We start from the raw sequence: 12,067 nt of genomic DNA, 5'->3' as shown, positions 1-12,067 counted from the left end.
TCATCGCGTAACGGAAACTGTCCAAGATCTCGAAGCTCGCGCCCAGGTTCAGTCCTTTTCGATGGTGACCTTGCTGGGCTTGGCGCTGCGTTCGTCGGTGGTCGGCTTGGTGGGCCGCTTGCCGTTCTCGCCGGTGCTGGTGATCTTGGTCGGTTTGGCGTCCCGGCCGCCCACGCCCGGGACGGCGGCGACGGTCGGCTCACCGTCCACCCCGGCGCTGGCCGTGCCACCGTCGACGGTGGTCACCGGTTCGGCCACCGGACGAGTCGCCGGCTGGCCGGCGTCCTCCGCGTTGGCGTTCACCGGCTGCCTGGTGTCGGTGGGCTCGGCCTTGAGACCGGTGGCCGCACCCGATCCGGGCGTCGAGCCGGAGACGGCCACGCCGTCGTCGCCACCGCCGGTTGCGCTGCTGCTCGCGGCGTCGTCGGCCGTCGGCGCGGTCGGACCGTCGATCGGGCCGGCGACGTTCTGCAACCGCAGCTCGGCCATCTGCCGCTGGAGGTCGTCGGACTCCTGCCGGGCCTTCCAGGTCTCCTGCCGCAGGTCCGCGAGTTGCTGCTGGGCCTGGGCGATATCCAACATCACCTGGGCGAGCTGCTGCCGACCCGCCGCCGCCTCCTGCTGGGTGGCTGCCAGGTGCTGCTGCGTGGTGGCCAGGTGCTGCTGGGTCGTGGCCGCGTACTCCTCGAACTGCCGACGCGAGGACGCGACATGCTCGTCGGCCTCGCGGCGCTTGTCGCTGGCTTCGGTCGTGGCCCGGCTCAGCAGCTCGGTGGCCTCCGCCTCGGCCCGCTCACGCAGAGCCGCCGCATCCTGCTCGGCTGCCTGGAGGACCGCCGCCGCGCCCTGCTCGATCTCGTTCTTGCGGGCCGTGTATTCAGTCTCCAGCTCGTCCCGACGGGCGGTGTACGCGGTCTCCAGCTCGTTCTTACGGCCGGTGTATTCGGACTCCAGCTCGTCGCGGCGGGTGGTGAAGCCCGCCTCCAGCTCCTGCTGACGGCTGGTGAACCCGGTCTCCAGCTCCTGCTGGCGGGACGTGTGCTGCTTGTCCAGCTCGTCGCGGTGCTTGGCGTACTCCTGTTCAGCCGCGGCCCGTCGCTGCTCCAGCTCCCGGTCGGCAGCCTCCCGCCGGGAGTTGACCTCCTGCTCCACCCCGGCCCGCCACGCGCCCAGTTCCTGCTGGGTCTGCTCCCGGGTGTGCTTGACGTACGCCTCGGTCTCGGTGCGCATCCGCTGCACGTACGCCTCGGTCTCGGCGCGGTTGCGCTTGGCCGACTCGGACGCCTGCGTGATCAGCCGCTCCGCCTCCTGCTGCGCCTTGGCGCGGGTGGCCCGGCCCGCCATCGACGCGTCGTCGATGATCTGCTTGGCCTCCTGCTGCGCCTTGGCGTGCGTGGCCCGGCCCGCCTCGGTGGCGGTGTCGGTGAGCCGCTTGGCCTCCTGTAGGGCCTTGGCGTGCACCTCCTTGGCCGCGTCGCGCAGGTCGTTGGCCTCCTGCCGGGCGTTGGCCAGCGTCTCGCGAGCCGTCTCGCGCAGCTTGGTCGACTCCTGCTGGGCCCGGGTGTGGATTTCCTTGGCGGTGTCCCGGAGCTGGGTGGCCTCCTGCTGCGCCTTGGCCAACGCGTCCTGGGCCGCCTTGCGCAGCTGCGCCGACTCGTCCCGGGCCGACCGCAGGGTCTTCTCCGCCTCGGCCCGCTGGGCGGCGCTGTGCCGCTCCTCCTCCGCGCGCCGCGCGGCGAGGGCGATCTCGAAGTCCTTCAGTGCCCGGTCGGCCTGCTCGCGGGCCTCTTCGATGATGTGCTCGGCGGCGGCGCGACGGGCCTCGATCTCCACGTTGGCGTCGGCGACGATCTGCTCGGCCAACTCCTCGGCCTGGCTGAGGATCGAGTCGACGAGCGGCCCGAGGTGCTTGAACGAGGCCTTGTCCACCACGTTCATCTGCTTGCGCACCTGGGTCAGGTCACGCTGGAGCACCTCGACCTGGCCGGCGAGCTTGTGGATCTGTGTGTACGCCTGTTCTCGTTCGGCGGCGAGAGTCGCGATCTCGTGCTCGGCACGTGCGACATAGCGGTCGACCTGTTTCCGTTCATACCCCCGCAGGGCGGACTCGAAGCTGGGCTCCGTCGTCACGTCCCCGCCGAGAGCGAACAGTTCCTCGCCGTGCGACATGCCCCCATCCTCACACGCATCGGACCCTGCTGGGGCGATACGGACGGGCCTTGTGCGAGCTACTTCACTCCGTTCGGGGCGACGCATTCCACGAACTGAGAAACGCATACGGCGCGAGGTGCGACCGGTCACCCGGTGTCACCTCGCGCCGTCGATGCCCCGACCTACGCCACGCGTCAGCCAGCGGTCTCCGCGGGAACCCGGTCCTGACCGCCGTCGGTCTTCTTGGCCTCCGGCTTGGCCGCCGGAGCCGCCGCGGCCGGCACTCCCGGAACGATGCCAGCGAGCCCGGAGAGCATCTGGCCCAGCTGCGAGGTGACCGCGTCCTTCTGCCGGGTGAGGTCCTCGACCTCGCGGCGGGCGGCCTGCGTGGTCAGCTCCGCCTCCGTGCGGGCCTCGGTGAGCAGGCGCTGCGACTCGGCCTTGGCCTCGTTGAGCGTCTTCTCCGAGTGCGCCTTGGCCTTGTCCACCGTCTCGGCGGCGTTGCGCTCAGACTCGATCCGGCGAGCCTCGGCGCGCTGCTCGATCTCCTTGGCGCGCTCCTGCGCGGCCCGGGCACGCTGCTCGGCCTCGCTGACCAGCTTCTGGGTCTGCGCGACCTGGGCGGCGTGGCGCTCGGACTCCTCGCGCTCGGCTTTCTCGCGCCGCTCGGCGAGCTGGAGCTCCAGAGCCTGAAGGTCCTTGTCGCGCTTGTCCCGTGCGTCGGTCAGCAGCTTGGTCGCCTCGGCACGCTTCTCCTCGGCCTCGCGGGCGGCCTTCGCCCGCTGCTGGGTGATCTCGCGCTCGGCGGTGGCCCGGAGGGTGGCCACCTCCCGCTCGACTGTCGACTTCAGCTCGGCCACCTCGTGCGCGGTGACGGTGCGCAGCTGCTTGGTCTCGCGGTCGGCGTCCGCGCGCAGCGTGTCGGCCTCACGGCGGGCCTGCACCCGAACCTCGGCGGCCTCGCGCTCGGCGGCCGTCCGCAGGTTGCCCGCCTCACGCTCGGCGCTCGCCTTCATGGCGGCGGCCTCGGCGCGTGCCTTGTCGGTGATCTCGCGAGCCTCGAGGCGGGCGGCGGAGAGGATGCCCTCGGACTCGCGCTTGGCCTCGTTGCGGTGGTCGTTGGCCTGCTCCTCGGCGAGCCGGAGGATCTGCTCGACACGGGTGCCGAGCCCGGAGAGGGTGGGCCGGTTGTTCTCTTCGAGCTGCTTGTTCGTGTCGGTGAGCTTCTGCTCCAGCGCGCTCATGCGCTGTTCTGCCTGGCGGAGCCGACGCTGGGCGTCGTTCATCCGCTGCTCGGCCTCGGCACGGGCCTGCTCGGACTGGGTGAGCGCGGCGGTCATCCGGCCGAGGAAGTCGTCGACCTGGTGAGTGTTGTATCCGCGCAGGCCCACGGTGAAATCTGGCTGCGAGTTCGCGTTATCGAAGAACGCGAGAGGGGAGGACTGCTGCTGGGGCATTGGGACATACTGGCAGACGCCCCAGGGTGGTTCGCAAGAGCGGTGCGGAGCTTTCATGCCCTCTTTGCATGGTCAACTTCCGCGTTCGGCAGGGCCGGACCAACCGGCGATCTTGGCAGGTCCCGGGCGGGACGGACGCCATGCGGTGTGATCCGGAAAAGGGCCCCGAGGTAACCCCGAGGCCCTTTCTTCGGTCCCAGGCCGGCCTTGCGCTAATGGGATGGAAGAACAATGCCGAGCACCACAATGGCCACCCGGTGCTCATCCGTCCGGCCGGTGACCAGGTCAGTGTCGTCCAGCCGACGGCGTCGGCTCAGTGCCCCCGGAACCGGTTGATCGCGTCCTCGTGCTGCGCGCGCAGCTCCCCGTCGCGTACGCCCAGCCCGTCGGTGGGCGCGAGGCACCGCACCCCGACCTTGCCCTGGTGGGCGTTGCGGTGCACCTCGTACGCGGCCTGGCCGGTCCGCTCCAGCGGATAGGTGCGGGAGACCGTCGGGTGCACCTTGCCGAGCGCGACCAGACGGTTGGCCTGCCACGCCTCGTGGTAGTTGGCGAAGTGGCTGCCGACGATCCGCTTGAGGTGCATCCACAGGTAGCGGTTGTCGTACTGGTGCTGGAAGCCGCTCGTGGACGCGCAGGTGACGATGGTCCCGCCGCGCCGGGCCACGAAGACGCTGGCGCCGAACGTCTCCCGACCCGGGTGCTCGAAGACGATGTCCGGGTCCTCGCCGCCGGTCAGCTCGCGGATTCGCTCGCCGAAGCGCCGCCACTCGTCCGGGTCCTGGGTCTCCTCGTCCTTCCAGAAACGGAAACCCTCGGCGGCCCGGTCGATGACCAGCTCCGCGCCCATCCGGCGGCACAGTTCGGCTTTCTCCGGCGAGGAGACGACGCAGACCGGGATCGCGCCGCCGTTCAGCGCCATCTGGGTGGCGTAGCCGCCGAGGCCGCCGGAGGCGCCCCAGATCAGCACCACGTCACCCTGCTTCATGTTGGCCCCGTGGTGCGAGACGAGCTGCCGGTACGCGGTGGAGTTGACCAGCCCGGGGCTGGCCGCCTCCTCCCAGCTCAGGTGCCGGGGCTTCGGCATCAGCTGGTTGGCCTTGACCACCGCCATCTCGGCCAGCCCACCGAAGTTGGTCTCGAAACCCCAGATCCGCTGCTGCGGGTCGAGCATGGTGTCGTCGTGCCCGGCCGCGTCCTCCAGCTCGACGGAGAGGCAGTGCGCGACCACCTCGTCGCCGGGTGCCCAGCGGGTCACCCCGGGCCCGACGCGCAGCACCACGCCGGCGGCGTCCGAGCCGACCACGTGGTACGGCAGGTCGTGCCGACGGGTCAGCTCGGAGACCCGGCCGTAGCGCTGGAGGAACTTGAACGTGGGCAGCGGCTCGAAGATGCTGGTCCACACGGTGTTGTAGTTGATCGCGCTGGCCATCACCGCGACCAGCGCCTCGCCAGGCGCCAGCTCCGGCGTCGGCACCTCCTGCACGTGCAGCGCCTTGCGCGGGTCCTTGTCACGGGTGGCCATGCCGTCGAACATCCGGGACTCCTCGGCGCGGACCACCACGCCCCGGTAGCTCTCCGGTACGGGCAGCCCGGCGACGCCGGCGAGCTCGCGGTCCGGATCGTTCGATTCCTCCGCCGCCATGATCGCTTCGAGGATGTCCTGCACGGTGACCTCCGGTTCATCCGCACCCGCACGGGCCCGGGTGCTGCCATCGTCGGCGCCGGTGGACACGACCGCCATGTCGGCATTCGACACATCCAGCACCAGTCGCGCTCCGGTGGGGCCGGACGTTACTGAACGGTAGCTAGGCCCGGAAGTCCTCTGTGAAAAACTGCATCCGCCGATGCGTGAAGGTGTCCGACCAGCCCGCCAACCGCGCACTGACGTGCGCGCGAACCCCGATCCGCGCCACCCACACCCACACCCACACCCACACCCACGGCTCCCGCCCTCGCAGAGGCAGCAAGTTCGGGGATGTTGCTGCCTCCATCGCGCTTGAGGCAGCAACATCCCCGAAGTTGTGCGGATCTTGGTGCGGGGTGCGGGGTGCGGGGTGCGGGGTGCGGGCGGGGTGCGCGGTGCGGGGTGGGGCGTGCGGGTGGACGTGGGGGGTGCGGGCGGGGCGATGGGTTTGGAGGGTCGTGGGGGCGTGGGGATCAGTGGGCGGTGGGGGCGGGCTCTACCAGTTCGACGAGAACGCCGCCGGCGTCCTTCGGGTGGACGAAGTTGATCCGGCTGTCCGCGGTGCCGCGTCGCGGGGTCTCGAAGAGAAGTCGCATTCCCCGCTCGCGCAGTGCCGCGCAGGCCGCGTCGACGTCCACCACCGTGTACGCGACCTGCTGCACGCCCGGCCCGCTCCGGTCCAGGAACTTGGCGATCGTCGACTCCGGGGTCAGTGGTGCGAGCAGTTGCACGCAGCCGCCGTCGGTGGTCGGGCCGACGGACAGCATCGCCTCGCGAACGCCCTGCTCCTCGTTCGTCTCGACGTGTACGCAGCGCATCCCGAACGTCCGCTGGTAGAAGTCGATAGCGGCGTCCAGGTCGGCCACGGCGATCCCGACGTGGTCAATCTTGCGAAGCCCGATGTCTGTGACGTAGTCCGCACCGGGCTCGGCGGGGGAGTTCTCAGCCATGGCGTTAGTCTGACCGAATAATCGTTAAGGCGTACAGCTAGGCACCCCCCTTGAACAGTTCGGCACCCCCCTTCGGAGGCAGGCATGGCTTCGGTGATCGTCAGCGGCGCGCGGACCCCGATGGGGCGCCTGCTGGGCAACCTCAAGGACCTCCCGGCCACGAAGCTCGGCGGTATCGCCATCAAGGCGGCGTTGGAGCGGGCCGGCGTCAGCCCCGACCAGGTCCAGTACGTGATCATGGGGCAGGTGTTGCAGGCCGGCGCCGGTCAGATCCCGGCGCGGCAGGCGGCGGTGGAGGCCGGCGTTCCGATGTCGGTGCCGGCGCTGACCATCAACAAGGTCTGCCTCTCCGGCCTGGACGCCATCGCCCTGGCCGACCAGCTGATCCGCGCCGGCGAGTTCGACATCGTGGTGGCGGGCGGCATGGAGTCGATGACCAACGCCCCGCACCTGCTGATGGGCCAGCGCACCGGCTACAAGTACGGCGACGTGGTGGTCAAGGACCACATGGCGCACGACGGGCTCAGCGACGCCTGGGACTGCTGCTCGATGGGCGAGTCCACCGAGCGGCTCGGCGGTAAGCACGGCATCACTCGCGAGGAGCAGGACGCCTTCGCGGCGGCCAGCCACCAGCGGGCCGCCGCCGCGCAGAAGAACGGCCACTTCGCCGACGAGATCACCCCGGTGGTGATCCCGCAGCGCAAGGGTGACCCGCTGGTGATCAGCGAGGACGAGGGCATCCGCCCGGACACCACCGTCGAGTCGCTGGCCAAGCTGCGTCCGGCCTTCGCCAAGGACGGCACCATCACCGCCGGCAGCTCGTCGCCGATCTCCGACGGCGCGGCCGCAGTGCTGGTGATGAGCAAGGCCAAGGCCACCGAGCTGGGGCTGACCTGGCTGGCCGAGATCGGGGCGCACGGCAACGTGGCGGGCCCCGACAACTCCCTGCACTCGCAGCCGTCGAACGCGATCAACCACGCCCTGAAGAAGGGTGGCCTGAGCGTCGCGGACCTGGACCTCATCGAGATCAACGAGGCGTTCGCCCAGGTCGGCATCCAGTCCACCCGTGACCTGGGCATCAGCCCGGACAAGGTCAACGTCAACGGCGGCGCGATCGCGCTCGGGCACCCGATCGGCATGTCCGGCGCGCGTCTCGTCCTCACGCTCGCCCTGGAGCTCAAGCGGCGCGGCGGTGGCACCGGCGCGGCGGCCCTCTGCGGCGGCGGTGGCCAGGGCGACGCGCTGATCATCCACGTGCCGGGCCAGTGAGCGGAGCGGCCGAGCACGCGCCGACGGCGGGCACCACGTCGGTGCGCCGCAGTCGGGACGTACCGCTGCTGGTGGAACGGGCCCGCGCGGGTGACCCCCGCGCGGTGGCCCGGTTGATCACGCTTGTGGAGAACGGCGACACGCTGCTGCCGGAGATCGCCGCGGCGCTGGCACCGTACGCCGGGCAGGCCCAGGTGGTCGGGTTGACCGGTTCGCCCGGGGTGGGCAAGTCGACCACCACGAACGAGCTGGTCCGGGCGCTACGGGCGCGCGGGCACCGGGTCGGCGTGCTGGCGGTCGACCCGTCCAGCCCGTTCACCGGCGGTGCGATCCTGGGCGACCGGGTGCGCATGCAGGACCACGCCACCGACCCGGGTGTCTACATCCGGTCCATGTCCAGCCGGGGTCACCTCGGTGGGCTGGCGGCGGCGACGCCGCAGGCGGTCCGGGTGCTGGAGGGCGCCGGCTGTGACGTGGTGCTGGTGGAGACCGTCGGCGTCGGGCAGGCCGAGGTCGAGGTCGCCTCGCTGGCCGACACCACGCTGGTGCTGCTCGCGCCGGGGATGGGCGACGCGATCCAGGCGGTCAAGGCCGGCATCCTGGAGATCGCCGACGTCTTCGTGGTCAACAAGGCCGACCGGGACGGCGTCGACGCCACCGTCCGCGACATCCAGGGCATGATCGCCCTCGGTGAGCGCGGTCCCGGGCAGTGGCGACCGCAGGTGGTCCGCTCGATCGCCGCCCGGGGCGAGGGCATCGACGACATCGCCGCCGCGATCGACAAGCACCGCGGCTGGCTGGTCGAGCACGGTGAGCTGCGCCGCCGCCAGGAGGCGCGGGCCGCCGCCGAGATCGAGGCCATCGCGCTCGGCATCCTCCGCGCCCGGATCGGCTCACTCCGCGACGGTACGGAGTTGGCCACGCTCGCGACCAAGGTCGCCGAGGGCGCGACCGACCCGTACACGGCGGCGGACGACCTGCTCGCCCAGCTCGCCCGCTGAGCCGGTAGTGCGACGGGGCCGACGCCGATCACCGGCGACGGCCCCGCGTCGGCTCGGTCTAGCCGCAGTGGCCCCAGGGGCTGGTCCACACGGTGCCCCGGCTGAGTCCGCCGAACTGGATGCACTTTCCGGCGGCCGCGGCCCGCACCGGCCCCGCGTAGTACTTGTAGGGGTCCTCGTCGAAGGCGCCAAGATCGTTCGACAGGATCAGGTATGCGCCGACCATGGTGGCCTTGCCCCGGTCTGCGGTCTTGATGGTGACCACGCAGTTGTAGCCGTTGGACTTGTAGAGCAGATACACCGTCGCGCCGGGCAGCCCGTGACTGTCGATGACGTAGTACCCGGAGCCGCAGAGGGCGCTGGGCGACTCGGCCGCCTGGGCCGGGCTGGCCGCGCCGAGCAGCGCGCCGATCGACAGGGTGACCGCCGTGGCGAAACTCAACAACTTCCTGCGCATAAACAGACCTCAATCATGGTGCCTACGGACGTCCAACGTGGACATGCTGATTCGCACCCTAGTCGCCAAGATCAGCCTGCGCGGTCCCTCGGCGGCGCGTCGGGCGACCGGAAGCGAAGGTCGCTCCGGTTTTAGTAGGCTCGCGGCGCGTGGCCGGGAGCAAGGCTGGCCCGCGGCGGGCCGACAGGACGGTCGGTCCACAATGGGTCGCACCAGGGGAGATGTGATCATGACGGACGCGGTGGAGAACGCCGGTACGGTGCCGGCCGCGACGGGTGCGGCGCGGGGCGTCACGTCGGTTTCCGACGAGGTCGTGGAGAAGATCGCCGGAACCGCCGCCCGTGCGGTGCCCGGTGTCGCCGATCTCGGTGGTGACGTGGCCCGATTCTTCAACAGTGTGCTGGACAAGGTCGGCCTGGACGAGGTGGGCGACGCCAGCCGGGGTGTTTCGGCCGAGGTGAAGGGTGCATCGGCCGTCATCGACGTGGTCCTGGTGATCGACGCGGGGCACGTCGTCGCGGACGTGACCGAGGCCGTGCGAGTCGCCGTGATCGAGGCGGTGGAGAAGTACGGCCTGACGGTCACCCAGGTCAACATCACTGTCGACGACATCGAGCTGAACCAGCCAGGGGCGGCCGGAGCCTGAGGCGTAGCGGTTGGGCGGCGCATCCCGAGCCGCCCGTAACCGGTCCACCGAAGACACTCCGACGGCACGTCGGGCTTGTAGGCTCGCACCGCCCCACCGAGGTGGAGGCCGGGCGGTGTCTCGACGCGGTGATGCGAGGAAGGGGAGCGATGGTGGACCACGAGGTGACGCAGGAGCTGACCGGAGCGTCGATGACGGTCGGCGGAACGACGAAGGTCGCGGACGAGGTGGTCGAGAAGATCGCCGTCGCGGCGGCCAGGGCGGTGCCCGGCGTGGTCGAGCTGGGCGGGGACGTCGCCCGGTTCTTCAACGCGGTGTTCGACCGGGTCGGGCTGGACCAGTTGGGCGACGCGCGGCGGGGCTGCTCCGCCTATGTGACCGGGGACGCCGCCGTGATCAACCTGGTGCTAGTGATCGAGGGTGGTCGCCCGGTGCCGGAGATCACCGGCGAGGTGCGCGCCCAGGTGACGGCGGCGGTCGAGGCGTACGGGTTGCGGGTCGACGAGGTCAACATCCGAGTCGACGACGTGGCGATGGGCGACTCCACCGCGTAGGCGGCAGCCGATTACCCGCCGGTAGGCGGTGACTTAGCGATCGTTCAGGTGAGGGCTCTACACTCGACGTGCAGTCGAGGACCCGAGGAGGAGCCCTGCTCATGGACGCCGACGAGATCGACGCCGGACGGGCGCGCTGGCAGGCCCGTTACGACGCCGCGCGCAAGCGGGACGCCGACTTCACCACGCTCTCCGGGATGCCGGTGGACCCGGTCTACGGGCCGCCGGAAGGCGCCACCTACCCGGGCTTCGAGCGGATCGGCTGGCCGGGCGAGTACCCGTACACCCGGGGTCTGTATCCGACCGGATATCGCGGACGGACCTGGACGATCCGGCAGTTCGCCGGCTTCGGCAACGCCCAGCAGACCAACGAGCGCTACAAGATGATCCTCGGCGCGGGTGGTGGCGGCCTCTCGGTCGCGTTCGACATGCCCACGCTGATGGGCCGCGACTCGGACGACCCGCAGGCGCTCGGCGAGGTCGGGCACTGCGGCGTCGCCATCGACACCGCCACCGACATGGAGGCGCTCTTCGACGGCATCGACCTGGCCGGTGTCACCACCTCGATGACGATCTCCGGCCCGGCCGTGCCGGTGTTCTGCATGTACCTGGTCGCCGCCGAGCGGCAGGGCGCCGACCTGTCCGCGCTGGACGGCACGCTCCAGACCGACATCTTCAAGGAGTACATCGCGCAGAAGGAGTGGCTCTTCGACCCCGAGCCGCACCTGCGCCTGATCGGCGACCTGATGGAATACTGCGCCGCCGAAATCCCGCGCTACAAGCCGCTGTCGGTCTCCGGTTACCACATCCGCGAGGCCGGCTCGACCGCCGCGCAGGAGTTGGCGTACACCCTGGCCGACGGTTTCGGCTACGTGGAGCTGGGTCTCTCGCGCGGGCTGGACGTCAACGTGTTCGCGCCGGGGCTGAGCTTCTTCTTCGACTCGCACGTCGACTTCTTCGAGGAGATCGCCAAGTTCCGCGCCGCCCGCCGGATCTGGGCCCGGTGGCTGCGTGACGTCTACGGCGCGACCAGCGAGAAGGCGCTCTGGCTGCGGTTCCACACGCAGACCGCCGGTGTGTCGCTGACCGCGCAGCAGCCGGTCAACAACGTCGTACGGACCGCCGTCGAGGCTCTCGCGGCGGTGCTCGGCGGCACCAACTCGCTGCACACCAACGCGCTGGACGAGACGCTGGCGCTGCCCACCGACGAGTCCGCCGAAATCGCCCTGCGTACGCAGCAGGTGCTGATGGAGGAGACCGGTGTGGTCAACGTCGCCGACCCGCTGGGCGGCTCCTGGTACGTCGAGGCGCTGACCGACAAGATCGAGGCCGAGGCGGAGGAGATCTTCGCCCGGATCCGGCAGCTCGGCGGGGAGGGACCGCACCAGATCGGCCCGATGACCTCGGGCATCCTGCGCGGCATCGAGGACGGCTGGTTCACCGGTCACATCGCCGAGTCGGCCTTCGTCTACCAGCAGGCCCTGGAGAAGGGCGACAAGAAGATCGTCGGGGTCAACTGCCACACCGGCACCGTCGCCAAGGAGCTGGAGATCCTGCGCATCTCGCACGAGGTGGAGCTGGAGCAGCGCCGGGTGCTCGCCGAGCGCAAGAGCGCCCGGGACGAGGCGGCGGTCCGCGCGGCGGTGACCCGGATGGTCGAGGTCAGCCGCACCGACGGGAACATGATCCCCGCGATGTTGGACGCGGTTCGCGCCGAGGCGACCCTGGGCGAGATCTGCGACGCGCTCCGCGCCGAGTGGGGCACCTACCGCGAGCCGGCGCGCTTCTGACCGATACCCCTCCGTCGATCGTGCGTTTCCGGTGGGATGAATACGGCGAACGGCGCGTATTCCCCCTCCTCAAGCGCACGATCGCGGGGGTGTGCGGCGGGGCGT

At 70.5% G+C, this 12,067-nt stretch carries 10 protein-coding genes; 5 read left to right on the top strand and 5 right to left on the bottom strand.

Features of this window, described 5'->3' with window-relative positions; all coding sequences use genetic code 11:
- Nucleotides 1-48: 48 nt before the first annotated feature.
- From O7631_RS32515 to mce, 4 genes are all read right to left on the bottom strand, one after another.
- Nucleotides 49-2,169, bottom strand: coding sequence for a hypothetical protein (locus tag O7631_RS32515; protein WP_278147719.1), 2,121 nt, complete (start codon nt 2,167-2,169; stop codon nt 49-51).
- Between the two features lie 176 nt (nt 2,170-2,345).
- A complete protein-coding gene (locus tag O7631_RS32510) occupies nt 2,346-3,608 on the bottom strand; it encodes a DivIVA domain-containing protein (protein WP_145779232.1) in 1,263 nt (420 codons plus the stop codon).
- Nucleotides 3,609-3,921: 313 nt separating this feature from the next.
- Nucleotides 3,922-5,277: a crotonyl-CoA carboxylase/reductase gene (gene ccrA, locus O7631_RS32505; protein ID WP_269683776.1), complete on the bottom strand. Its 1,356-nt coding sequence runs from the start codon at nt 5,275-5,277 to the stop codon at nt 3,922-3,924.
- Nucleotides 5,278-5,768: 491 nt separating this feature from the next.
- Nucleotides 5,769-6,245, bottom strand: coding sequence for a methylmalonyl-CoA epimerase (gene mce / locus O7631_RS32500; protein ID WP_145779233.1), 477 nt, complete (start codon nt 6,243-6,245; stop codon nt 5,769-5,771).
- An 84-nt stretch (nt 6,246-6,329) separates the two neighbouring features.
- On the opposite strand from mce, the gene O7631_RS32495 reads away from it, so the two are divergent.
- Nucleotides 6,330-7,514, top strand: coding sequence for an acetyl-CoA C-acetyltransferase (locus O7631_RS32495; protein WP_278147718.1), 1,185 nt, complete (start codon nt 6,330-6,332; stop codon nt 7,512-7,514).
- The gene (gene meaB / locus O7631_RS32490) at nt 7,511-8,515 is read left to right on the top strand and encodes a methylmalonyl Co-A mutase-associated GTPase MeaB (RefSeq protein WP_278147717.1); all 1,005 of its coding nucleotides are present in this window, start codon (nt 7,511-7,513) and stop codon (nt 8,513-8,515) included. The genes O7631_RS32495 and meaB overlap by 4 nt, the downstream gene beginning before the upstream one ends.
- A gap of 58 nt (nt 8,516-8,573) precedes the next feature.
- On the opposite strand, the gene O7631_RS32485 is transcribed toward meaB, so the two are convergent.
- Entirely contained in the window at nt 8,574-8,972 is a 399-nt protein-coding gene (locus O7631_RS32485) for a hypothetical protein (protein ID WP_278147716.1), read from the bottom strand.
- A 43-nt stretch (nt 8,973-9,015) separates the two neighbouring features.
- Here O7631_RS32485 and O7631_RS32480 point away from each other — a divergent pair, with 43 nt between their 5' ends.
- The 3 genes from O7631_RS32480 (at nt 9,016) to O7631_RS32470 (ending at nt 11,962) form a co-directional block, all read left to right on the top strand.
- The gene (locus O7631_RS32480) at nt 9,016-9,618 is read left to right on the top strand and encodes an Asp23/Gls24 family envelope stress response protein (protein WP_347403546.1); all 603 of its coding nucleotides are present in this window, start codon (nt 9,016-9,018) and stop codon (nt 9,616-9,618) included.
- A 149-nt stretch (nt 9,619-9,767) separates the two neighbouring features.
- Nucleotides 9,768-10,172: an Asp23/Gls24 family envelope stress response protein gene (locus O7631_RS32475; RefSeq protein ID WP_278147715.1), complete on the top strand. Its 405-nt coding sequence runs from the start codon at nt 9,768-9,770 to the stop codon at nt 10,170-10,172.
- Nucleotides 10,173-10,273: 101 nt separating this feature from the next.
- A complete protein-coding gene (locus tag O7631_RS32470; protein WP_278147714.1) occupies nt 10,274-11,962 on the top strand; it encodes a methylmalonyl-CoA mutase family protein in 1,689 nt (562 codons plus the stop codon).
- Nucleotides 11,963-12,067 lie beyond the last annotated feature (105 nt).

The sequence above is a fragment of the Micromonospora sp. WMMD967 genome, from assembly GCF_029626165.1.
GTDB lineage: Bacteria > Actinomycetota > Actinomycetes > Mycobacteriales > Micromonosporaceae > Micromonospora > Micromonospora taraxaci.
This window is presented reverse-complemented; position numbering and strand designations above follow the sequence as displayed.